This is a genomic window from Yoonia sp. F2084L, assembly GCF_023015625.1.
In the GTDB taxonomy this organism is placed as follows: Bacteria; Pseudomonadota; Alphaproteobacteria; order Rhodobacterales; family Rhodobacteraceae; genus Yoonia.
Map to the genome: position 1 here is coordinate 457,004 of NZ_JALKAH010000005.1, position 24,260 is coordinate 481,263.

Sequence of the window (24,260 nt, forward strand, 5' to 3'; positions counted from 1 at the left end):
CTCCTGACAGGAGGGGGTTAGTTGATCGTCAGCGCGTATTGGTCGTCGAAGTAAGCTTGGCTGGCGATGATGCAGTCGGTCTCTTCGGAAAATGCGAAGATCGTTGCGACCTCTGCCACCAATGACAGACGGCAAAAGGCATTCTCGACCTGCATGCTGTCGGGGCATGCGTCCATATCGGTGTGTGGTACGCCGATCTCGAACACGTCGTAGCTCATCGGGCAAGCGTCTTGTGCAAAGGCCGGTAGCGCCATGAGGCTGGCCAATGCAGCGGTGATCAGGATTTTCATATCGTTCTCCATTGCTGTGAAGCACCGGTTTAGTATCCGATGCATCGCAATGGCTATTAATTCTGACTAATTTAGTCAACATTATACTCTCCCAACCTAGTCGGCAGCCGCGCGGCCTTTGAGGGCGACGATGCCCTTGGGCCGGAATTGAATGAAGAGGATGATGAAAAGGATCATATAGGTCTGTGCGGCCAGCGTGTTGGAGGGGTTCAACCACTCGATCCCCTTTTGCAGGAACCCGATCAGGGATGCGCCCGCCAGCGTCCCCCAGACGTTGCCGACACCACCAACCACAACGGTCATAAAGCTTTGCACGATATAATCGGCACCCATCTCTGACGTGACCTTCGCGTAGAGCCCAATCGCAACCCCGGCGATGCCTGCGATGCCGGACCCCAACCCAAAGGTCAGCATATTGATCCGGTCGGGGTTGATCCCCATCGACGCCGCCATGCCGGGGTTTTGCGTCACGGCGCGGACTTCCAGACCCAAGCGGGTGCGTTTGAGCACGAACAGGATCAGACACAAAAACAGCAACGCCAGCACGAAGATCGCAATGCGAATATAGCTGATCGCGATGACGTCGTTGAAGACCAGCGCCCCATCCAGCCATTCGGGCGATGTCAGCGGACGGGCCTGCGTGCCAAAGATATTCTTGGCCAGTTGCTGAAGCGCGATAGAGATACCGAAGGTCGCCAAAAGCGTTTCAAGCGGACGGTGGTAGAGGTGGCGAATGACAGTCCGTTCCATCAACACACCAGCGCCAAAGGTGATCGCAAAGGCCAGCGGCAGCGCGATGATGATGGACAGGGTGTAGTCCGGCACGAATTGCTGGACGACAAACCCGGTATAGGCCCCCATCATAATGAATTCACCATGGGCCATGTTGATGACGCCCATCACCCCAAAGGTGATCGCAAGGCCGATGGCTGCAAGAAAGTAGATTGACGCCAGTGATAGCGCGTCCAGACCCAGATCAGCCGCCTGACTGAGCGCGACTTTCGTTTCAATCGCACGCAGCGCTGTTGCGGCGGCATCGGTGATGGCGGCGTCGGATTCATCATATTGGATAAAGAACGTGTGGGCGTTGATCGCATCGGCGCGGTTTTGTTCCTTCACGCGCGGCGGCAAGGTGCCCGCCGCCGCCAGCGCGTCATAGGCCAATAGCCGTGCGGCGTCGGTATCCAGCGTGGCAACCGGCACATCACCGACCATGCCGCCAGTGATATTAGCCACCAAGGCTTCACGGATATCCGTGTTCGTTGTTAGCGGCGGCGCGAGGTCATTGGCCACCAGCCGGGCATAGGCCTCTTCGGTAGTAATATCTGTGCCGACGATCAAGATTTGGGCCACGTTTGCCTCTGCCGGAACCTCGGCTGCGACTTGTGATGAGGACGACAGAATTCGGTTCAACACGGCCCGTACATCGACCGACAGATCACCCGATAGACCAGTGATCGCGTCGATGCGCGCGTCTTGTGTATCTGCAAACAGCGCACCCAGCATACCGGCCAGCCGGGTCTTTGTTTCTTTCAACGCAGGATCCGGTTCAGCTTCGATTGAGGCTTGCAGCGGCGCAAGTTGGCTGGCGTCCATGCTGCGCGCAATTGCATTGACGGCAGCCTGACGTTTGCTGATATCAGGATCAGACAGTTGGAACTGCACCAAAGCGTCGCCAATTGCGCGGCGCACTCCGCCATTAGGGCGGGACTCCGTCAGATCAGCCGGATCAGTAGCAGCAAAACTATCGCCGGTATCAAGGTCGGTCAGCGTGATAACATCGCCATCTTCGACCGCGCGAAAAAACAACCCATCACTGCCGCGTTGCACGATCTCGCGGTCGCGCCAGGCTTCCAGAAACGGCAGGGCTTGCGGCAGACCACTGGCGACGAGATCATCCAGCACCACGCTGACACTTCGCCTGCCGGGCTTGAGGACTTCATCTTGATGGGTTTGCAGGATGTCCTGGAGGGTTTGTGCGCCTGCAACCGCAGGAACAGTCAGCCACAGCACAAGGGCCAGAGAAAGCAATCGAAACATGGATATTGAAGCCGTTCATTCTGGCAGGGATGGCACGGGACGCAAATGCCCCGTGCCGTTTCTGGTTTAGTAGTTTGAGGTCAGCTGCACGCAGGTCTCGGTCTCGGTGTTGTACATACCGCAGCCCAGTTCCTGCCAATCAGACTTTAGGACGGCCGATTCTGGCAGATAGTCTGTCCAAGCGTCACCGGGAACTTCCGCGGTCTGGCTGATGATGTCGAATTGACCGTCAGCGGTGATTTCACCAATCAAAACCGGCTTGGCAAGGTGGTGGTTTGGCAGCATCACGGCTGTACCACCCGTCAGGTTGGGAAACTCCTGCCCGTACATCGCTTCGCGCACCGCATCGACGTCAGTCGTGCCAGCTTCGGTCACCGCGTTCACCCACATGTTAAAGCCGATAAAATGCGCCTCCATCGGGTCATTGGTGACACGATCCTCGCCCATTTTGGCCTTCCATGCAGCAACCCACTCGTCGTTCAGCTCCGACTCAGCCGACTGGAAGTAATTCCAAGCGGCGAGGTGACCGACAAGGTCAGAGGTGTCCAAACCGGACAGCTCTTCCTCACCAACAGAGAAGGCGACAACCGGAATGTCATCAGCTGAAATACCGGCAGCTGCCAGCTCCTTGTAGAAACCAATGTTGGCATCACCGTTGATGGTAGAAATCACACCAACCTGCTTGCCATCAGCGCCAAGGGCTACGACATCAGCGACGATGGTCGCCCAGTCAGAGTGGCCAAACGGCGTATAGTTCACAAAGATGTCTTCGGCAGGGATGCCGTTGTCCTGAAGATAGGCCTCAAGGATATTGTTGGTTGTGCGCGGGTAGACATAGTCGGTGCCCAGCAACGCGAATTTCTCAACGCCGAGTTCTTCAAGGAAGTAATCTGTCGCAGGAATGGCCTGCTGGTTCGGGGCAGCACCGGTGTAGAACACGTTACGCGAGCTTTCCTCGCCCTCATATTGCACCGGATAGAACATCAGGCCGTTCAACTCTTCCAGCACTGGCAAGGCTGATTTCCGGCTGACGGATGTCCAGCTACCGAAGATCACATCAACTTCGCTGACGGTCAGCAATTCGCGCGCCTTTTCGGCAAAGAGCGGCCAGTCAGAGGCCGGGTCAACAACGACTGCTTCAATCTCGCACCCTAACAGACCACCGGCAGCATTTTGATTTTCGATCAAAAGCTCCATTGTGTCTTTCAGCGTGGTCTCGGAAATCGCCATCGTGCCGGACAGCGAGTGCAGCACACCCACTTTGATCGGGTCGGCACATTCAGCGGCAGCCATGGCAGTTGTGCCAAGCAAGGCAGTCAATGCAAAAGCAGAGGTCTTCAGGTTCATAGGTTAGGTCCCCATTGTCGGTGCGGGTCGTTCAAGGGGCGCGTGCGCTCCTTTTCACGGTGGGCCGATCATGTATTCGGGACCCGCAACAGTGATGTTGTAGTCGCGTGGTGGGGGAATCTTGCACGATGACCCGCCGCGCGGCGTTGATACCTTTTTAGGCAGGGTCACTTGGCGCGACTGCACAAGAATGCGCCAGATCAAACGCACACAACGCTTGGCCACAGACTGCAGAGATGAAAAATATGGCGCATTTCTTATGCAAATGCCCGATTGGTGTGCATTTGAAGGACCAATAGGGCGATCCTATATTTCGCCCACAAGATCAAAATATTTGTGACCTTCCGGAAAGAAGCGCCGCAGCCGCTCGCGCGTCCCGCTCTCAGGATCATTCAGTTGCAAGTAGGATTGGGCATTGGCTGAGAATATCTGACTTTCATCTATCCCGTTCAGACTGCCAATCGCTGTCTTGATGTCGTTCAAATAGGCACCATGCTGTCGTTCTCGTCCAATCATCGTATAGTCGGAGCCATACATGATCCGCCGTCCCAACCTTTCATTATCAGCCAAGAGAGCATTGATCTTGTCGAGCACGTCTTGTCCCGGCGCGTTGCGACCGGCGACTTCGGTCCAATATCCCAGATCGACATACGCATTCTCATGCGCTGCTATCAGATCGGCAGCGCGTTTTTCGTAGGTTGGAGGATCATCAGCACATTCTGCACGATCGTTCTGGTCATCTAGATCGGTCTGCTCCTCAAATCCGCCGAAATGGGCGATATTCACGCGCAGATCAGGGTAGTTGGTCAGAACGCGATCCCAAAGGTCGGGTGCAGCGTTCTGGCCGGAACATTCCTGGGCGGCCAGTGAATTGTTCCCATGCGATTTGATCGGCACGCCATTAGCCTGACACCACTCATACATCCGCCGCAGTTCGCGATCCACCGCAGCACCACTTGCCTGAAACCGATGTCCCATCACGGTCGTTTCCTCATTCCCGATGGGTTTGAAGCCCATGGGTGGATACATTTTGACGCCAACGAAGCCCTTATTGAGAACAGCGTCACGAATGACCCGATGGACACCAATACCGTCAACCGCAGCCCGCAACGGACAAAACGGCGCAAAGTTCAGTAGGACTGCACGTTGTTCAAGCTGGGCAAGCCGGGACAGGATATTGATCTGATCAGCTATCTTACTAAATCTGTCCTGCGGTGGATTCTTGAACCAATAATCGAAGTCAACCAATGACGGCGAAAAGACCTGAATACCTATAGGTTTTCCGTCTTCGGTGACTTGGCGAGGACCATAAAGCCGGATCAATTCACCCAAGATGTCACGCCTGTCACGCGTCAAAAGCGCGGCCCAACGCAAGCTTTGAGCCAAATCAAAATCGCCACCCGCGACGCGTAGCGCAGCGATGCGGTTTGTGGGCTCATCAAAAATCGCCTCGGCGACGGCCTGACCCAAGTCCGGACTGCTGCGCCGGGCAAGCAACCCGCGATTTGCTAGATTGGCCAACTCGTCAAGTAGCTGGGCATCCTCCCGTGCCTCCCGGTCATCGCGCACGGCTCGTAGGCTTTGTTCGCCCTGCGCGAAATTGCGAATGCCTTCCGCGACAAGTCGCTTGTCCTGATCCAGCAGATTTCTTTCGTTTGTCTGCGGGATCGCGCCAGCATTTGGTAGGCGGCCAAGCTCTTCATCAGCCGTACTCACCGCCAGCAGCAGAATATCTGTCAGGAGCCGTATCAACGCCTCAACGACGTAGTTTCCAGTGACAGGGCTTTCAGGGGACCGCAGGAAGACCTGATTGAGGAACCCCGGAACCGGAATATCAGTGGCATTAAAGATGTGCGCATGAATGTCGATACTAAACGGCGGCAGATTCTCTGGTGGCGGCGTCTCAGGCTCAAAGGGGCTGCACCCGGCTAGTGCGGGCCCAAATGTGGCAACGGAGGAAAGAAGAAAATATCGACGAGAAAACATGACTGTCTCCTATGCATTCATTAAATGACATCAGCCTAAAGGCTGGCCGCCAATCATGTAAAGCGCGCCGAATTTACGCCCGCATGCGCGTATGGTCAGGATCATAGGGCGAGGCTGCAATAACCTCGGCTTCGGTCATGTCGCCAAGCTGATCCAGTTGCAGCGTGCTACCCAGCTCACTTAGATCAGCATTAACAAAAGCATAGGCCAGGTTCATCCCCACCCGGTGGCCCCAGTCGCCCGATGTGATCGTCCCAACGACGCGCCCGTCATGCATCAGCGACGCGCCTGGATGGGCTGGCGCATGGGTTGCGTTGATCTCAAGCGTCACAAGGCGTTTGCGCGGCCCATCTTTGATCCGCGCTTGCAAGGCGTCCCGGCCCACAAAACTGCCTTTGTCCAGCTTCACAAAGCGATCGAGGCCCGTTTCAAACGGGTCAAATTCGGTGATGATGTCAGCCTTCCAATGCAGAAACCTTTTTTCCATCCGCATGGATTCAACCGCCCGCGCCCCGAAAAGCCGCAAGTCGTGGGCTTTGCCTGCCTCACGCAACGCCAGATAAGCAGCGTAAAGAGATGCATTGGGAATATGGATTTCATAGGCCAACTCGCCCGAAAAGCTGACGCCCATGACCGTCGCTGGCGCAAACCCGACAAAGCATTCGCGGACGGACAGCCAGGGGAAGCCCTCTTTCGACCAGTCACCGCGCGCGCAGGCCGACAGCACGTCACGCGCTTTGGGTCCGGCCAGCACCAGAATGGTCTGATCATTTGTCAGACTGCGCATCTGGACATCTTCATCGGCACGCAAATGCGCCGTCAGCCAATCCATATCATGAAACTCTGCCGCAGCGGCTGACCCGTACCAGACACGCGCCGGTCCGCGGTCCGAAGCAGACAGATTGGCAATTGTCGCCTCGCCTTTCACCATGCCATGATCGTTCAGAAGATAACCCAAACCAACACGGCCATCGCGTTTGGTCACATTGCCGCAGAACATACGGTCAAGAAAACTGTGGCGGTCGCTGCCTGTAACCTCAAACCGGTTGAAACCGTTTACTTCGCACAGTCCCACATGCTCTTGCACATGGCGCACCTCGGCGGCAACAACGTCAAAGGCTTCGTCAAAATGAAATCCGTGTGTTGGGTGAAAATCTGGCGTGGGCTTGATGTACTCCACCCGCTCCCATCCATTCACAACGGTAAACGCCGCACCCTCCGCGGCCATGATCGGGGTCAGCGGTGTCGTTTTGGCAGGCCGTCCAGCGGGCCGATGTTCATGCGGGAAGTGGAACCGGAATTCGTTCTGGTAGTCCTCAATCGCCTTGAGCGCTGTCAGTTCAACATTCGTGTGACCCGTGAAACGACGCGGATCAATGCACCATGTGTCATAACAGGCCTCACCGTGTACGATCTGCTGGGCAAGCAGCCAGCCATGCCCGCCGCCTTCGCCGACACCGGCACGCAAACCAATGATGCAGAACGCATTGCGCTTGCCGGGGATCGGCCCGACCAAAGGCGCGCCGTCAATGGTATAGGTGATCGGGCCATTCACGACCCGTTTGATGCCAACCTCCGTCAGTGCAGGCATCCGTTCAAAGGCACCCTCAAGCACGTCCATCACACGGTCAAGATCATCCGGGCAAAGGTCGTTGGCAAAGCTTGGGCTGATGCCATCCAAACCCCAGGTTTTGCAGTCCTGTTCATAGAAACCAACCAGCAGACCGTTCTTTTCCTGCCGCGCGTAGTAGTCTGATATCGGGCAACGCAAAAGCGGCATCCGATGACCCGCCTCCACAATGGCAGGAATGTCCTCGGTCACGAAATACTGGTGTTCCATCGACGCGACCGGGTGGTGGACATCCATCATCGCCCCAACCTCATTCACGCGGTAGCCGCAGGCATTCACGACGATGTCCGCATCAATACTACCTTTGTCGGTTTCCACAGTCCAAGTATCGTCGCTGTGCTGTTTCAACGCGGTCACATTGGTATGGCGATACACTTCTGCTCCGGCCTTGCGGGCATGAAAGGCAAGCGCTTGGCACAATTGGGCCGGATCAATATCGCCATCCTCGCCGTCCCACAGGCCACCCAACAGGTTATCGGTTGAAATCAGCGGATGGCGTCGCGCGCATTCGGCAGCGTCAATCACCTCAAATTCAACGCCCATCCCCCGCGCCATTGACGCAAAGTGGCGGTAACCCTGCATCTGCGCTTCGGTGTTCGCCAGCCGGATGCCCCCGTCACCGTGGTGATAGCCCACCGGATACTCAGGATCATCGCGCAGCTTCTTATACAAGTTGATCGAGTGTGTCTTCAGGCCAACCATCGTCTGGTTCATACCAAAGTTGGTCACCTGTGCGGCAGAATGCCATGTGGTGCCGGATGTCAGCTCATCGCGTTCGATCAGGACAACATCGCTCCAGCCCTCTTGGGTCAGGTGATACAGCGTTGAACAGCCTGCGATGCCACCGCCAATGACGGCGACTTTTGTGCGCGATTTCATGTCCTGTCTCCCCTTCGTCTCAGAACACATGGGCGCATTTCTTGTCGCGCGACAAGTTTTTTGTGCACAATCTGCAAGACTTGAGGCAAAACATGTAGACAATAAGATGCAGGCCTTTGTTTGCCTCGACCGGTTGATCGTAAAGGTGAGCATTTGCCAGAAAAACCCAAACGCAGTGGACGCAAAGAGCGGATCGCCAAACGCGCGGCAAAGCCAGCCTTTGACCCCTGCTCGCCTGGCCAAAACGGCGGCGCGTACAAACCGCTGACAGAACCAGAGTTGCACAGCATTTTTGATACGGCACTTAAGCTGCTGGAGCATCTGGGGATAGGCGAAGTCCCCGATCGGCTGAAGACAGATCTGACGGCTGCGGGTGCAACGGACAATGGCGCGGGGCGCTTCGTGTTCCCGCCCGCCTTGGTCAAAGAGGCCATCGCCCAAGCCGCCAAAACCTTTGTTTTGCATGGCCGTGACGCCGCGCGGTCCATCACCGTCGGCGGTACAGCGGTGCACTTCGGAACAGGCGGTGCGGCGGTTCAGACCTTGGATTTGGACGACCGGACATATCGGCCCTCGACACTGGCGGATCTGCATGACTTCACCCGCCTGCAAGACATCCTCGCAAATGTCAGTTGGTACACGCGCTGCTGCGTCGCCACGGATGTGCCGGATAATTACGATCTGGACGTCAACACCGTCTACGCCTTGCTTAAGAACACCACCAAGCCAACCGCCACCTCATTCACTTTGGCCAGCCATGTCGCTCCAATCGTCGAGATGCTGGATATCGCGGCAGGCGGGCCCGGCGCATTTGCCCAGCGCCCGTTCATGAAGGCCCATATCAGCCCGGTGATTTCACCGATGCGCTTTGGTGAAGACGCCGTTGATGTCGTCTACGAATGCATCAAACACAACATTCCGATGTCATGCATCACGGCGGCACAGGCAGGTGCGACAGCACCCGCGACGCTTGCGGGATTTCTGGCGCAATCATTGGCAGAAACCCTTGCCAGCCTTGTCATGGTGCACGCTATTCAACCCGGTTTCCCCATGGTGTTTTCCAACTGGCCGCTGGTGATTGACTTGCGCACCGGGTCTTTTTCCGGTGGCAGCGGCGAAACCGCTGTGCTGAATGCGGCCTCTGCCCAGCTTTCAAACTGGCTTGGCCTACCGTCCGGTGTTGCGTGTTCAATGACGGACGCCAAAGCGATTGATGCCCAATACGGCATGGAGAAGGGCCTGACGTCGCTGGCGGCCGCACTTGCTGGCGGCAATCTGATCTATGAAAGCTCGGGTATGACGGCATCCTTGCTGGGGGCCAGCTTTGAAGCCTTCGTTTTGGACGATGAAATGCACTCGCACACCTACCGCGCATTACGGGGGATTGAGGTGAATGAAGCAAATCTTGGCTTTGATGCAATTGTAGAGGCGGTTTTGGGCGACGGGCATTTCTTGGGTGGTCAGCACACCTATGCCGCTATGGAGCGCGATTATTTCTACCCATCTTTGGCCGACCGCGAAGAGCCGCGCACATGGGCTGCCAACGGCGGCAAGGATGCTTGGACAGTGGCACATGAACGGGCGCGCGAGATCCTCAGCACACATCAACCAACCTATCTGACGCAAGAACAGGAAAGCGCGATCAAAGCGCGCTTTCACATTCTACACGGCTAGCACAACTGACCAAAAACGGCGCTGATCGCATCGGCTGTTTTTGACATTTCATCCGTAGTTAAGGTCGGATGCACCAAGAACATCAAACTGGCCTCACCGAGTTCTTTCGCGATGGGCAGGCGGGGGTCGGGTCGCCACCCTGTCCCATCAAATGCCTTTTCCAGATAAACCTCGGAACAACTTCCTTGGAAACATGGCACGCCATGCGCGTTGATCTCGGCCACGATGCGGTCACGGTTCCAACCCGCAGGCAGGTTTTCGGGACGCACATAGGCATAGTATTTGTAGAACGCGTGCACACAGCCATCCGCCGCATCGCAGCCAGAACACCCCGCACAGCCCAGCGCAGGCAGGCGGATCGGCCCATTTTCATCACAGAACGGCTTTAACGCGCTTGAAATGACATCCGCATTTGCTGCACGGGCGCTATACCACTCAGGCATACGCGCCAACTGGATGCGCCCGATGGCGGCCTGCATTTCGGTCATCCGCCAGTTGGTGCCAAAGCTTTCATGCAACCATCGAAACCCGGGTGGGTGTTCGCGTTCATAGACAGCATCCCAGCTTTTGCCGTGATCCTTAATCGACCACATCCGCGACCAAAGCGCGGGATCATTTGTCGTGACCATGCCGCCCTCGCCGCCGGTGGTCATGATCTTGTCCTGACAAAACGACCACGCGCCGACATGCCCAATAGACCCAACCGGGCGGCCCTTGTAACGGGCACCGTGCGCCTGTGCGCAATCCTCAATCACCTTGATACCCTTCACGCTGGCCAGTTCCATAATCGGATCCATATCGCAGGGCCACCCGGCAAGATGGACGGCAATTACGGCCTTGGTGTTGGGTGACACAACGGCTGCAATTGTGTTGGCGCTGATGTTTCCGCTGTCACGATCCACCTCTGCAAAAACGGGGGTCGCACCCGCGTTAGCGACCGCCGAGACCGAGGCCAAGAAGGTGCGCGGCGTGACAATCACCTCATCCGTCTCTGCCCCACCATTCGCCGACCCAATCCCGAACCCAGCCAATGCCAGATCAATTGCAACGGTCCCGTTGGCCAAAGCAATAGCATGATCCGCTCCGCACCACGCGGCGAACTCTTTTTCAAATGCACGTCCTTCCTGCCCGGTCCAATAGTTCACGCGGTTAGACAGCAGTACACGCGACACCGCGTCGGCTTCTTCGGTGGTAAACGCAGGCCAGGGGGAAAAGGGACCGTTCAGCAAATAATCAAATCCTTCGCGCAGGGACTCCGCCCACACGGGCACCATCCTCGATATCATTTAGTACGACCGCACCGGCGCCGACCACAACGTCAGTGCCGATGCTGACACCTTCACGCACAACTGCGCCAATGCCGATCCAACTGCGCGCGCCAACAGATACATTTCCAGCCAAACGGGCACCAGGTGAGATATGGGCAAAGTCACCGACAGTGCAGTCATGATCCACGCTGCAAGCGGTATTCAATATGACGCCAACGCCGATTGCCGCATAGGCATTCACAACGCAACCGGCCACAACAAGAGTACCAGCGCCGAGCTGCGCGTATCGGGAAACAACCGCACCGGGGTGGATCAGAATGGGGGTGTCTTGCAGCGCAAGTTCTTCAAATAGCCGTGCGCGGGCTTCGTTATTACCAACGGCACAAAACATCGTCGTTTGGCTTTTGCCGGGTACACCAGTAACTGGCCAATGGGCATTGGTCGTCTGCTCAGGCCAGTTTTGATCCTGAAAGGCGATATCGGAATAACCGCAGGCCTCTGCCGTATCAGCAACGACTTTCCCGTGCCCACTTGCACCAATGATGATCAGCCCGGTCATTCTGACCCCGTAAACCTTGGCATCGTGGCATCCCCTTGTGCGTTGATCCCATCCCTTGCCAGAACCTTTCTGATGGTCAACCAGATAACCCTAAGATCAAGCCAGATCGTCCGGTTTTCAACATACCAGACATCAAGCGCGAATTTCTCTTCCCATGAAATCGCGTTACGCCCATTGATCTGCGCCCAGCCCGTCACACCGGGGCGCACATCATGGCGGCGGGCCTGCGTTGGGCTGTAGAGCGGCAGATATTCCATCAATAGGGGGCGCGGGCCAACAAGGCTCATGTCGCCTTTCAGCACATTCCAAAGCTCGGGCAATTCGTCCAGCGAGCTTGACCGGAGCTTCCGCCCAAACGGAGTCAGTCGATCAGCATCAGACAAAACGCTGCCATCAGAGCCCATCGCATCGAGCATGGTGCGAAACTTTAGCATCTGAAACGGGACACCATCCTTGCCCGGCCTGGTCTGGCGAAAAAGAACAGGTGCACCCATGCGGCGACGGATCAGCACAACAAGCACAAGGATTATCGGGGACAACAGCATAAGGCCCAAGGACGCCCCCACGATATCAAGGCCCCTTTTTAGCATGATGCGCATGCTGTGTTCACTTCAGCCCTCCTGACGCACTCGCTGCGGGGTGCCGGATACTATGCACAGCCATATCTGTCACATCCAGATAGCCCATCAAGGTTTGGTTCACTTTGCGAACATCATATTTTTCCTGCGCAATCCGCAGCCCCTCTTGCCCCATTCGGGCCGTCCGCCCCGGATCATCAATCATGTCCCGCATCCGCGCCGCCAGCGCATCTGGGTCGCGCAGCGGCACAAGGAACCCGTTCACCCCATCCTGCACCGTTTCACGACATCCCGGCGCGTCAGATGTGATGACAGGGCGGCCCATCGCCATCGCCTCAAGCACGGATCGCGGCGTGCCTTCACGATAAGATGGCAAAACATAGACCTGCGCCTCACGCATTGCAGGGCGCACATCGTCCAGCCCACCAAGATACGCAAGCCCGGCATCCTGCCACCGCTGCAAATCTTGCGCGTCAATGCCATCAGGCCCATCATCAAATGGGCCAGCCAGAACGAAACGCGCATGTGGATGGGTTTGCCTGACCAGCGCTGCAGCCTGCGCGTATTCCCGCACTCCCTTGTTCTTCAAAAGGCGCGCGATCATCAAAAAAGACGGCTCTGAAGGAAGAGGCGCAGGCGCATAATGGGCCATATCAACGCCGGACCCATCCACCATGCCAATCTTGCTTTGGTCGTCCAGACATCCTGCTGCACAAAAGTCATCCCGATCGTCGGGGTTTTGAAAAATCACGCGTGCATTGCGACGGGTGGCTGCGCGATAAAGGCGGCGGGAAATCGTTCTGACAATCCGTTGCTTGATCGTCGCCTCACCCGCATCAGTAAAGGCATACCCCAGCCCGGTAACCATCGCGATGGATGGGACACCCACCCAGGCGGCAGCAAAAGCGCCCCAGATATTCGGCTTGATCGTGTAGGTCAGAACAACGTCCGGGCGGACGTCCCGGATCACGCGCCGCAATGTCACTGCATACCGCAAATCCGCAAAAATGCCCGTGCCCGTGCGGTTCAGCGGCGTGTCATGGACCTTGGCACCCAACACCGCGAGCTGCCCCTGCAAGGATTGCGTCATATCAGGTGCCGCAACACTGACCTGATGACCCGCGGCCACAAGATCACGGATCAGCGGCCCGCGAAAATTGATCAGCGATGGGGCATATGAGGCGAGGAGGAGGATATGTTGCGTCATGGGGCTTGTGAGCAAATCAAGTCATAAACGTATGTCGCTGTCACTGGCAGGGAACAGTGACTTAAGGTCATAAAAGATGTGATCGGCGGTCCCATAGGCACGTAAGGCAGACGCACCAGCTTGAACGAATTCGTTGTGAGCGACTGCCAGGATAATCGCATCATAAGCGCCGGCTTCGGGTGTTTCGACAAGATCCAGATCATATTCATGCCGTGCTGCATCACGATCAACCCACGGATCATGCACATCGGCGACGATGCCGTAGTCGCCCAGCTCTTTGATGATATCAACGACACGTGTGTTGCGCAGATCGGGGCAGTTTTCCTTAAAGGCCAGACCCAGCACCAGCACACGAGCACCATCAACCTGAATACGCCTGCGCAGCATCGCCTTGATGATTTGCCCCGCAACATAGGCACCCATCCCGTCGTTCAGCCGACGGCCTGATAAGATGACCTGAGGATGATAACCAATCGCTTCGGCCTTATGTGTCAGATAATATGGATCAACCCCGATGCAGTGCCCGCCAACAAGCCCAGGGCGAAACGGCAAGAAGTTCCACTTTGTGCCCGCTGCTTCAAGCACATCAAGCGTATCGATATCCATCCTGTTGAAAATAAGCGCCAGTTCATTCACCAACGCGATGTTCACATCTCTTTGGGTGTTTTCAATGACCTTCGCTGCCTCAGCGACCTTGATGGATGGTGCTTTATGCGTGCCTGCGGTGATGATGCGCCCGTATAGGGCATCAACAAAATCTGCGGTCTCTGGCGTCGACCCTGACGTGACCTTGGTGATGGTCGGTAAACGATGGGTCTTGTCGCCGGGGTTGATCCGTTCTGGCGAATAACCCGCAAAGAAGTCTTGATTGAAGGTAAGCCCAGAGGCCGCCTGAATGATCGGAACGCAATCTTCTTCGGTGGCCCCGGGGTACACCGTGCTCTCATAAATGACCACATCGCCTTCCGAAATCACCTGCGCGACTGTTTCAGACGCCCGCAGTAGCGGTGTCAGATCGGGCTGTTTATGCGCGTTGATGGGTGTCGGAACTGTGACAATGTAAGTGTTGCAGGCACGCAGATCGTCAACCGTCGCCGTAAACGTTAGATGTGTCGCCCCACTAAGTTCGCCTGGCGTGGTCTCTTGCGTGCGATCGCGACCTGCTTCCAATTCGGCAATACGGCCGGTGTCGATATCAAATCCAACCGTAGGCAGCACGCGTCCAAACTCAACCGCAAGCGGTAGACCCACATAACCCAATCCGATGACGGCAATTCTGGCAGTATCTGGTGTCAGCATCAGGTCACTTCCCGTGATAGTCGCGGAACCACGACACAAAGCTTTTGATCCCGTCACGTACGTTGGTTTGCGGTTGATAGCCTGTGAGAGACTCCAGCAGGTTCGCATCAGCCCAGGTCGCCGGTACGTCGCCCTTTTGCATATCCATGTAATTGCGTTTGGCCTTCATCCCCAGCTCATCCTCGATGGCTTCGATGAAGTCCATCAACCGCACTTTTTCAGAATTGCCGATGTTCACGACCCGGTAGGGTGCAACAGGCGAAAGACTGTCGCCCTCGGGGATGTCTTGTGGTGCCGCAGGCCGCTGTGGCACCACATCAATCAACAGACGAATGCCGCGCACAAGGTCTGTGACATAGGTAAAGTCACGGTACATGTCACCATGATTATAGATGTCGATAGGCCGATCATCGAGCATCGCATCCACGAACTTATAAAGCGCCAGATCAGGGCGACCCCACGGGCCATATACCGTAAAGAACCGGAACATGGTAATCGGCAGCCCGTTGATATGGGCATAGGAATGCGCCATGGCTTCGTTCGCCTTTTTCGTGGCCGCATAGAAGGTCAAAGGTGTTTCGGTTTTCTCTGTCTCTTGGAACGGCATCTCTTCGTTGGCGCCGTAAACAGACGACGTTGATGCCATCAACAGATGGTCGACACCTAATTCACGCGCGGCCTCCATCACGTTGAACGTCCCGACGATATTGCTTTCAAGATAGGCGCGTGGGTTTTCCAAGGAATACCTCACACCTGCCTGAGCCGCGAGATGGACAATTGCGTCAGGCTGAAATTCTTTCGTCACCTCAAGAATGCGATCTGCGTCTTCCAACCAGCATTCAGTTGCCGTGAAATTGGGGGACTGCAACAGCATCTGATGCCGTCGCCGTTTCAGATTGACATCATAGTAATCGGTGATGGCATCAATACCGTGGACCGTGAACCCTTCGTCCAGCAAAAGCTTGGCCAGGTGGTAGCCGATAAAGCCCGCTGTCCCAGTTATCAGTATACGTTTCACTTGCTCTCCAAATACGGTGGCGTTGATGTCGTCCTACAGCGCAATCAGTGCGGTAGTGGCGCTTTTTTTCCTGCAATCCGACCGCCGTCAAGGTGACCTTGCAGGACGGCAGCACGACATTGCGCAATCATTCCGTGTAGTAAGACTGATAAGCGCCATAACTGTCGCCATACCCATACTTCTTCATCCCGCGTGCCGAAATCTGCCCAAGCACAAGTCCGGCCACTTTGACGCCAACTTGTTCAAATGCCTTCAGGCCGTCCAAGACCTGCCGGTGTGATGTGCTGTCCCACCGCACGGTGTAGATCGTCGTATCAACCCAACGGCCGATGATACGCGCATCCGTCACAGCCAAAACAGGCGGCGTATCAATGATCACAAAGTCATACTGCCCTCGCAGCGTATCAAGGAATGCACCAAACCGTTCGGATGAAAAAATATCAGCCGCGTTCGTTTGGGATTTTTCACCCAGCAAGACATCGCACTTCATATCCGGCAATGTGGTCAGCGCATCGCGCAGCGCCACCTCACCCAGCATCACGCTGAGAAAGCCGGGCTTTTCAGGGATGCCAAAGTATTCGTTCATGACCCGCCGCCGAATGTCGCCCTCAATCAACAGCACTTTTTTGCCCAACCCAGCGAGGTTTAGCGCCAAAGCGATCGACTGTGTCGTCTTACCCTCGCCGGGGATGGACGAAGTGGACATGATCACCTTGGGCGGCTTGTCCAAGTTCGCCAATAACAACGATGTGCGCAGATTGCGGATCGCCTCGGCCGCTGCGGAATTCGGTTTGTCTTGCAGATAGGTCAGAACTTTCTTGCGGTGCCTTGCGGGGATCAACGGCACTTGGCCGATGACGGCGTAGCCTGTTCTGGCTTCCAAATCCTCAGCAACACGGAAGGTATTTTGCGAAAACTCGCGCAACAATACGATAGCCGCCCCGGCCATCAAGCCCAGCAGCAGCGACAGCACCAGAATGATAGGTATGCGCGGCGCTGACGGCCCGTTGGGTACGACAGCCGCTGAAAGGATGCGACTTTCTGCTTGCTGCAGACCCTGCTGGACCGAAGTTTCCTTCAGCCGATTGAGAAAGAATTCATAGATCAGCCGGCTTGCTTCTGCTTCGCGCTGCAATTGCTGGAGTGCTACAAGCTCTACCGATTGCGTTTCAATGCTTTCTGACAGCTCAACAATCGACAGCTCAACTGTAGCAAGCTGCGTTTGTGCCCGAGACCGTTCAAGTTCGGTCCTTGCGATCAGTGCGTCATATTGGTTGCGGAACACCTCTTGCGTCAGCGGTGTCGTCGCATTCCCCAAGAGCCGGGTGAATTCAGGGCTGTCTGCCGCGGCGGCCATTTGCGACAAATCGCCGGTTTCCAAGGCTGCCTTCAGCGCAGAAACGCGCATATCCATCGTTGCAAAGGTCGTGGTCAAATCGGATTGACGTTCGCGCAAGTCCTTTAACTGCCGGTTCAACGCGACAAGCCCTTCGGGACTGATCAGATCAGTGTTGCTGCTAAAATCCTTCAGCTGGGTTTCGCTGGTTTCAAGCTCGATCTGGAGTTCGGCAACACGGTCGGTCAACCACTCGGTCGCTTCAGCGGTCTTTTCAAACTTCAACGCAATCTGATCTTCGACATAAAGCTCTGCCAGCCGATTGGCGATCAATGCGGATTTTTCAGGATTCTCAGTGACAACCGTGATCCGAAAAACATAGCTTTGACGGATGTTCGTGACCGAGATTTTTGTCAGTAGCGTCGTGATGACCGCATCGAAAATCTGCTGATCCGTATACACAGGTTCGGTCACCGTTTGACCTAGAATATTCTCGCGCACCGCAGCAGCAACACCACCCAGCGACAGCGATGAGGTTTCTTGCAATGTACGATTAAATTCAGGGTCTTGTGTCAGATCAAGGTCTGTCACAACCTTGCCGATCAAGCGTCGGGATCGCAGGACTTCGACTTCGGTATTGATCGCAACCTGATCACCCGAAATCCCAGAAACGACACTTTCAATATCGACAACTTGGTCTTGCCGGGTTTCAAGGGCGACCGACGCGCTGGTGGTGTAAATAGGTGTCGCGACTTTGAATGCATAATAGCCACCGGCAACCAACGCCAAAATCCCGCACAGCGCAATCCAGAGTTTGCCCCGCCACAAGACCCCAAACAGTTTGCCAAGATCAATTTCATCTTCCGGTTTGTGGGCTTCGGCATGGGGTGTGCCGTGCGTAATAAGAGAGGCGCGAGTCATACATATATCCTGTGGATAACCTTAGTCTTCCTTCCCACATGCAGCGCAGGAAGGCAATCTGCTGGCCATTCTGGCCTTTGTTAACGCCTTTTCAATCATGACCCTGAACACTAAGGGCCTGTTCACCATGATCCGGAATTGTTAAACAACCGTAAGATTCTTGGTTAAACCAATAAGTGGAGTAAGATTTTGGTAACGCGTCTTCTGGGGATGTCGCGGATCAAGAAAAAGATAATTTTTTTGGTCACTGACTGCCTTATCGCTCTGATCAGCTTTTATTGTGCTGTTTGTTTACGCTACGGCACCTGGTGGCCATTTGATTTGCCGAATGTGTCGTTTCTGCTTTTGCCTGTTGTAGCCATTGTCAGCCCACCGATCATTGTTTTCCTGGGGCTTCACCGGATCAAACTGCACGCTATCGAAAGCGACGCAACAATGCGCATCGCGATGGCCGCTGCCTTACTTTCGCTGACTGCAATTGCGGCGAGCTACCTTCTAAATCTGGCCGGTCCACGATCTGTGCCCCTAATTTTTGGCGCTGTTTTCTTCCTGTTAGCAATGTCCGCGCGTGTCTTTGGCCTCTATGCCTTGCGGTATCTCAGCGAACGTCACAGCACCTGCCTGCCGGTCATCATCTATGGCGCGGGCGCGGCGGGTATCCAATTGGCGGCGGCATTACGCCAATCGGTCGAGGCACGGCCAGTTCTATTCGTTGATGACAATCCAAACCTACACAAGGTGGTCGTTGCTGGCCTCGAAGTCCGCGCGCCCGGCGAATTGCGACACCTGATTAATAAGTATGGCGTCGCCCGCGTGTTACTCGCGATCCCGTCGCTTTCAGACAAAAAGCGGAATGATCTCTTTGCCCGGCTTACAAAACTTCCGGTTGAAGTGCAGGTGTTGCCATCGTTCATCGACCTGATGTCTGGACGCAGCCTTGAGACGTCTTTGCGCACGGTTTCACCAGACGAATTATTGGGCCGTGACATGGTAGAACTTGATACGCCAGAAATTGCCAAGGCCTATGCAGGTCGCGTTGTGATGGTCACGGGTGCAGGCGGCTCCATAGGGTCAGAACTGTGCCGCCAGCTGATCAACTGCAATCCAGCTGCAATCGTTCTGTTCGAACAATCCGAATACGCGCTTTATGCCATCAATGGTGAGCTTTCAGAAATGGCAGCGCAAGCACGCATCCCTGTGATTACAAGGCTGGGATCAGTCACAAATCGGGCCCGTGTTGTACGGGTTGTGACGGGTGACAACGTCGATATCATTCTGCATGCCGCAGCCTACAAGCATGTCCCGCTGGTTGAAGACAATGAAGTTGAAGGTGCGTCCAACAACGTGATCGGCACGAAAATCGTGGCTGATGTCGCGGATGAAGTGGGGATTGAGCGGTTTATTCTGGTTTCAACAGATAAGGCCGTGCGCCCCACCAACATCATGGGTGCCACTAAACGGATGGCTGAACTGGTGGTACAGGATATCCAAACGCGCGCGCCGCAAACCCGCTATGCGATGGTTCGTTTTGGCAATGTCTTGGGCTCATCCGGCTCTGTCTTGCCGCTGTTTCAAAAGCAAATCGCTGCGGGCGGACCCGTCACCGTCACGCACCCAGACGTGACACGGTTCTTCATGACCATCCCCGAAGCAGCCCGCCTTGTGTTGCTGGCCGGTGCCTATGCCACGGGCGGCGATGTCTTCGTGCTGGATATGGGCAAGCCGCAAAAGATCGTTGATATCGCGAAGCGCATGATCGAACTGTCAGGGCGGGAACTGAAAGACCCTGACACTGGCAAAGGCGATATCGCGATTGAAATCACCGGCTTGCGTCCGGGCGAAAAGCTTTATGAAGAGCTTTTGATCACCGATGATCTATCCACAACACCGCATCCAAAAATCCTGCGGGCAGAGGAAATACCGCTGAGCGAAATTCAGGTCGCATCACTGCTACGCGCGACCGAAGCCGCAATCGCAAACGGTGATGCCGCTGCATTGCGCGCAATCGTCCGAGATCGGGTAGAAGGTTATCATCTGCCGACCCATGAAAGCGCATCGGCCTGACACTGCGTCAGGTGCTGATAAATCGACACGCGCCCAGCGCAATATGCGCCGCTGTCAAACGGCCCGTCTTGTAAGCGCCTGTGTCAATAGCGATCCGGCTATCGTGATTAAGTGGTTCATGCACAATTGTATGGCCATGAATGACGCAATGCCCGTCCTGCCGCGCTTGCCCCAAAAACAGGCGGTGGCCCCATAGCAATGTCTCGGGCTTTTGCATGTCTGGTGCGCGCTCAGGATTCATCGCGGCATGGGCACACCAGACGTTGCCGCTGTTCCATGACAACGGCAAGTCGCGCAGCCACGCCACAAGGGGGCTGGGCAAAGCGTCTTCCAATGCCTCGCACGCAGCAAGCGCTTGGTCCGGTGTGGGTGTTTTGGGGAGGTCAATGCCAAAGCTGGCCAGCGTTTCGCGCCCGCCATTGCGCAGCCAGCGCGCGCCGCGATCAAGCGGGTCGTCAATGAATTGGAGCATCATCTTTTCATGGTTGCCCATCAGGCAAACAATCTGCGCAGGACGGCTTTGCGCCAGATCATAAAGCGCTGTCAGTACAGCTGCAGAAGCCGGACCACGATCAACGTAGTCGCCCAAGAAGACGATTGTCTGATCTTCATCCGTCATGATCTGTGGCAACAGGGCCAGCAACAGATCAACGCGACCATGAATATCACCAACGGCATAAAACGGGGCGTCTGGCCGCAATTCATTCTCGACCGTCGGCCCTTGGCGATCCGCGCCCGATGACCGACCGCCAAACATCTTAAGGATGCGTCGCAACAGATGTTTCTCCCTCGTCACCCAATGCGCACGCCCAACGTCGTGCCATGTGGCGAATATGCGGCCATCGGCAACCTTCCACCAGTTGTTTTCGCGACACGCGGACAGATTGTAATTGCTTGCACCCAAGTGTACCCAGCAAGGTATAATCCGGCAGGAGAAACGATGTCGACAGACACAAGACCTTACCGCAAAAGATGCGGGTCTGCACCTTTGGCATGGTTCATGCTGGCATTTGGTGTGGCGCAGGCCGGACATGCGCAAGACGCGGATACGACGCCATCATATACTTACAACCTCTTCGGCACGCCCGGCCTGATCGACATGCCAACGGCGCAAACTGCGCAAGACGCCGAACTTGCGGCAACAATCGGATATTTTGCCGGAAGCACACGCACGACGCTCAGCTTTCAAATCAGTCCGCGATTGTCAGGCAGCTTTCGCTATACCCGTATCGAGAATTGGTCGATTGCGACCGGCCAAGACACATTTGATCGGTCATTTGACCTGCGCTACCGGCTGGTTGATGAGAGCACGTGGCGCCCGGCCATCGCCATCGGGTTGCAGGATATGATCGGGACCGGAATATATTCAGGCGAATACATTGTCGGGACCAAGCAGGTCGCGCCCGCTGTTACCGTGACCGGCGGGATTGGGTGGGGGCGCTTTGGGTCCTACGAAGGGTTCGACAACCCGCTTGGCGCTGTCGACGAACGCTTTAACGAACGCCCCGTCGGCACCTCTGGCCTTGGCGGTCAGCTTGAAAGCGGCGAATGGTTTCGGGGCGATGCAGCATTTTTTGGCGGTGTCACCTGGCAACCGACCGACCAGCTGACCCTGCTGGCCGAGTATTCGTCAGACGCCTATGTCCGCGAAACAGCCGATGGGCCTGATTTGTTCGAACGGGAGTCACCGCTGAATTTCGGCCTGTCTTATGCAATGACAGACAATGCGTCGCTGCAAGCCTATTATCTTTACGGCAGCGAATTGGGCGCAGCGCTGACCTTTTCGCTTAACCCCAAAGAACCCGCCATTTACGGCGGCAAGAACCTGCGCCCCACGCCGGTTGTGCCACGTGCACCCGGCGCCGCCAGTAATCTGGACTGGACCCAGCAGGATGATGCGCCCGCAATCCTGCGCGATAACGTCGCGAACCTACTGGAATTTGAAGGGCTGACGTTGGAGGCGATGACTATCGCCCCGACCTCCACCACGGTGCTGTTTCGCAATGATACCTACATCGCCGGATCAGAGGCCATTGGGCGGATCGCCCGTATCCTGACACGCGTGATGCCTGCCTCGGTTGAGACATTCACGATTGTGCCCGTCGTGGACGGGATCAAGACGGCGGCAGTTGTGTTGCGCCGCAGCGATATCGAAGAACTGGAATTCGCGCCCGACAATGCGTGGAAATCCTACGCCCGTGCGCGATTGCAGGATGCCGCGACCGCAGATGAAGATGCCACTTATGCTGATGGCCTCTATCCAAGCTTTCAGTGGCGGCTTGGCCCTTACCTCAACACGTCGTATTTCGATCCTGATAGCCCGATCCGGGCTGACATCGGGCTGGAACTGTCAGCGCTTTATGACATCGCGCCGGGCCTCACGCTGAGTGGGGCAGTACGCAAACGCATTGCAGGCAACCGGGGTGACGGGCGGGAAACAGACTCTGTTCTGGAACGTGTGCGCACCAACAGCGCGATTTATGCCGCCGAAGGCGACCCCTCAATCAACCGCCTGACGGCGGCGTATCAGTTCAATCTGGCCCCCGATTACTATGGGCGGGTCACCGGCGGCTATCTGGAACAGATGTTCGGCGGGCTTTCGACCGAAGTGCTATGGAAGCCGGTCGACAGCCGTCTGGGGCTTGGGGTTGAGGTGAACTATGCAAAACAACGCGACTTTGATCAGCTCTTCGGGTTTCAGGATTATGACGTCGTGACCGGGCATGCGTCGGCCTATTACGCTTTTGAAAATAACCTGCACGGTCAGATCGACGTGGGGCGCTACTTGGCCGGGGATTACGGGACAACCCTGTCGCTTAACCGCGAATTTGATAACGGCTGGCGCGTGGGTGCCTTTGCCACGTTCACAGACGTATCAGCCGAAGATTTCGGCGAAGGATCCTTCGACAAGGGTTTGCGGTTCTCGATCCCGCTGGAACATTTCCTTGGCACGCCAACGCGACGCGTCAACAACATCACACTGCGCCCCCTCACGCGGGATGGCGGGGCGCGTCTGAATATCAGTGGCCGCTTGTATGAAACGGTGCGCGAATACCATGACAATGATTTGCGCGGAAATTGGGGAAGGTTCTGGCGATGAGTTTCCCAAGACCGCACTGGTTCCTTTGCGCAGCACTGGCTTTGGCTGGTTGCGGCAACGCAAGTAATGAGGATGATCTGACAGGCCAGCTTTGGGAGCGGCTGACGTCGTCCGGGGGCGCGCCAGCAGAGGCACCCAGCTTTGACGCTCTGCGGGCCGGTTTCACGCCTGCCGTTATGGCGCAGATTGACGGTCCGGTGCTGCTTGTCTCTATTCCTACTTTGGGTACAGCCGCCGCGCTGACGCGGACCAGCGTCAACAACGGGGTTGAGACCTTTTTGACGGCGGATGGGATCAGTATCAGCCTGCAAGATGGGCTGGTCGTGGCCACAAGGGGCCTTGGTTTCGATCTGATGACGGCAGATGTTTCCGAAGTATCCCGTGCGTTGCGCGGCGGGCAGTCTTCAGCGGTGCGAATCCACCGCTATCTGGACGGCGAAAATCAGCTTGTCACGCGTAGTTTCGTTTGCCGCTACACGAACCCTGTTGGTCAAGGAACACAAGAACAATGCACGTCGCGCCTTGGCATCATTGAAAATAGCTATATTGTTGATAAAAATGGGTTATTTTCATCCTCAAGGCAGTGGATTTCCCCCCAAATCGGCGATATGCGCATCGAACGCCGGGACTAACGCCCCGACAAGGTTATTCCAATTCTCCCAATCGCTAAGGCGCTGTTTACAATTCTACCCTAGGTCGATATCTTGAAGTTGACTTTCTTACCGGAAACCAAAGGAAACATTATGAAGTTTATTGCTCCACTCGCTCTCACAGCAATCCTTGCAGCTGCACCACTGGCAGCACAAGAAGTTGAAACAATGGCACCAGCTACTGGCGGTGCAGCAGCTGCAGGCGCCTTGGGCGGTGCAGTTGTTCCGATCGTTCTTGCGACTGTTGTCGTTGCGGCCATCGCGCTTGGCGCAGGCGATGATGATGATGACCCAACACCAACTACAGCAATGGAATAAGCTGACACCTTCGTCGGTTATTTTGCGAAGGCAGGCTTTTCGGCCTGCCTTCTTTCATTTTAGGGTCTGAACAAACCATGCTTGCAAGCGTGGCCT

18 protein-coding genes are annotated in these 24,260 nt (G+C 55.9%); 5 read left to right on the forward strand and 13 right to left on the reverse strand.

Annotated elements, in window-relative coordinates; translation table 11 throughout:
• Positions 1 to 17: 17 nt before the first annotated feature.
• The 5 genes from MWU60_RS16330 to MWU60_RS16350 form a co-directional block, all read right to left on the reverse strand.
• Positions 18 to 290 (reverse strand): hypothetical protein, encoded by a 273-nt coding sequence (locus MWU60_RS16330; RefSeq protein ID WP_247228444.1) that lies wholly within the window; start codon positions 288 to 290, stop codon positions 18 to 20.
• A 96-nt stretch (positions 291 to 386) separates the two neighbouring features.
• Positions 387 to 2,330: an urea ABC transporter permease subunit UrtB gene (gene urtB, locus MWU60_RS16335; RefSeq protein WP_247228445.1), complete on the reverse strand. Its 1,944-nt coding sequence runs from the start codon at positions 2,328 to 2,330 to the stop codon at positions 387 to 389.
• A gap of 66 nt (positions 2,331 to 2,396) precedes the next feature.
• Entirely contained in the window at positions 2,397 to 3,677 is a 1,281-nt protein-coding gene (urtA, locus tag MWU60_RS16340) for an urea ABC transporter substrate-binding protein (RefSeq protein ID WP_247228446.1), read from the reverse strand.
• Positions 3,678 to 3,983: 306 nt separating this feature from the next.
• Complete coding sequence (locus MWU60_RS16345; RefSeq protein ID WP_247228447.1) at positions 3,984 to 5,663, reverse strand: amidohydrolase family protein; 1,680 nt, start codon at positions 5,661 to 5,663, stop codon at positions 3,984 to 3,986.
• Between the two features lie 73 nt (positions 5,664 to 5,736).
• On the reverse strand, positions 5,737 to 8,172 hold the full coding sequence (locus MWU60_RS16350) for an FAD-dependent oxidoreductase (RefSeq protein WP_247228448.1): 2,436 nt from the start codon (positions 8,170 to 8,172) through the stop codon (positions 5,737 to 5,739).
• Between the two features lie 153 nt (positions 8,173 to 8,325).
• Here MWU60_RS16350 and MWU60_RS16355 point away from each other — a divergent pair, with 153 nt between their 5' ends.
• Complete coding sequence (locus MWU60_RS16355) at positions 8,326 to 9,846, forward strand: trimethylamine methyltransferase family protein (protein ID WP_247228449.1); 1,521 nt, start codon at positions 8,326 to 8,328, stop codon at positions 9,844 to 9,846.
• On the opposite strand, the gene MWU60_RS16360 is transcribed toward MWU60_RS16355, so the two are convergent.
• The 7 genes from MWU60_RS16360 to MWU60_RS16390 form a co-directional block, all read right to left on the reverse strand.
• Positions 9,843 to 11,075, reverse strand: a complete 1,233-nt coding sequence (locus MWU60_RS16360; RefSeq protein WP_247228450.1) for a DegT/DnrJ/EryC1/StrS aminotransferase family protein — start codon at positions 11,073 to 11,075, stop codon at positions 9,843 to 9,845. The genes MWU60_RS16355 and MWU60_RS16360 overlap by 4 nt on opposite strands.
• Positions 11,076 to 11,079: 4 nt before the next feature.
• Positions 11,080 to 11,673, reverse strand: a complete 594-nt coding sequence (locus MWU60_RS16365; RefSeq protein WP_247228451.1) for an acetyltransferase — start codon at positions 11,671 to 11,673, stop codon at positions 11,080 to 11,082.
• Positions 11,670 to 12,272 carry a sugar transferase gene (locus MWU60_RS16370; RefSeq protein WP_247228452.1) on the reverse strand — a complete coding sequence of 201 codons (603 nt, stop codon included), beginning with the start codon at positions 12,270 to 12,272 and terminating at the stop codon, positions 11,670 to 11,672. The genes MWU60_RS16365 and MWU60_RS16370 overlap by 4 nt, the downstream gene beginning before the upstream one ends.
• 7 nt (positions 12,273 to 12,279) lie before the next feature.
• On the reverse strand, positions 12,280 to 13,458 hold the full coding sequence (locus tag MWU60_RS16375) for a glycosyltransferase family 4 protein (RefSeq protein WP_247228453.1): 1,179 nt from the start codon (positions 13,456 to 13,458) through the stop codon (positions 12,280 to 12,282).
• A gap of 21 nt (positions 13,459 to 13,479) precedes the next feature.
• Entirely contained in the window at positions 13,480 to 14,757 is a 1,278-nt protein-coding gene (tviB, locus tag MWU60_RS16380; RefSeq protein ID WP_247228454.1) for a Vi polysaccharide biosynthesis UDP-N-acetylglucosamine C-6 dehydrogenase TviB, read from the reverse strand.
• 4 nt (positions 14,758 to 14,761) lie between these two features.
• On the reverse strand, positions 14,762 to 15,775 hold the full coding sequence (locus MWU60_RS16385; RefSeq protein ID WP_247228455.1) for an NAD-dependent epimerase/dehydratase family protein: 1,014 nt from the start codon (positions 15,773 to 15,775) through the stop codon (positions 14,762 to 14,764).
• A gap of 127 nt (positions 15,776 to 15,902) precedes the next feature.
• Complete coding sequence (locus MWU60_RS16390; protein ID WP_247228456.1) at positions 15,903 to 18,032, reverse strand: polysaccharide biosynthesis tyrosine autokinase; 2,130 nt, start codon at positions 18,030 to 18,032, stop codon at positions 15,903 to 15,905.
• A gap of 330 nt (positions 18,033 to 18,362) precedes the next feature.
• Here MWU60_RS16390 and MWU60_RS16395 point away from each other — a divergent pair, with 330 nt between their 5' ends.
• Positions 18,363 to 20,096 (forward strand): nucleoside-diphosphate sugar epimerase/dehydratase, encoded by a 1,734-nt coding sequence (locus MWU60_RS16395; RefSeq protein ID WP_247228457.1) that lies wholly within the window; start codon positions 18,363 to 18,365, stop codon positions 20,094 to 20,096.
• A 7-nt stretch (positions 20,097 to 20,103) separates the two neighbouring features.
• Here the strand turns inward: MWU60_RS16395 and MWU60_RS16400 are convergent, their stop codons facing one another.
• Positions 20,104 to 20,871: a metallophosphoesterase family protein gene (locus MWU60_RS16400; RefSeq protein ID WP_247228458.1), complete on the reverse strand. Its 768-nt coding sequence runs from the start codon at positions 20,869 to 20,871 to the stop codon at positions 20,104 to 20,106.
• A 165-nt stretch (positions 20,872 to 21,036) separates the two neighbouring features.
• Here MWU60_RS16400 and MWU60_RS16405 point away from each other — a divergent pair, with 165 nt between their 5' ends.
• The 3 genes from MWU60_RS16405 to MWU60_RS16415 all read left to right on the forward strand — a co-directional run bounded on the left by MWU60_RS16405 (position 21,037) and on the right by MWU60_RS16415 (position 24,164).
• Complete coding sequence (locus MWU60_RS16405; protein WP_247228459.1) at positions 21,037 to 23,196, forward strand: YjbH domain-containing protein; 2,160 nt, start codon at positions 21,037 to 21,039, stop codon at positions 23,194 to 23,196.
• Positions 23,193 to 23,828, forward strand: a complete 636-nt coding sequence (locus tag MWU60_RS16410; protein ID WP_247228460.1) for a YjbF family lipoprotein — start codon at positions 23,193 to 23,195, stop codon at positions 23,826 to 23,828. Before MWU60_RS16405 ends, MWU60_RS16410 begins: the two co-directional genes overlap by 4 nt.
• 111 nt (positions 23,829 to 23,939) lie before the next feature.
• Complete coding sequence (locus MWU60_RS16415) at positions 23,940 to 24,164, forward strand: hypothetical protein (RefSeq protein ID WP_247228461.1); 225 nt, start codon at positions 23,940 to 23,942, stop codon at positions 24,162 to 24,164.
• Positions 24,165 to 24,260 lie beyond the last annotated feature (96 nt).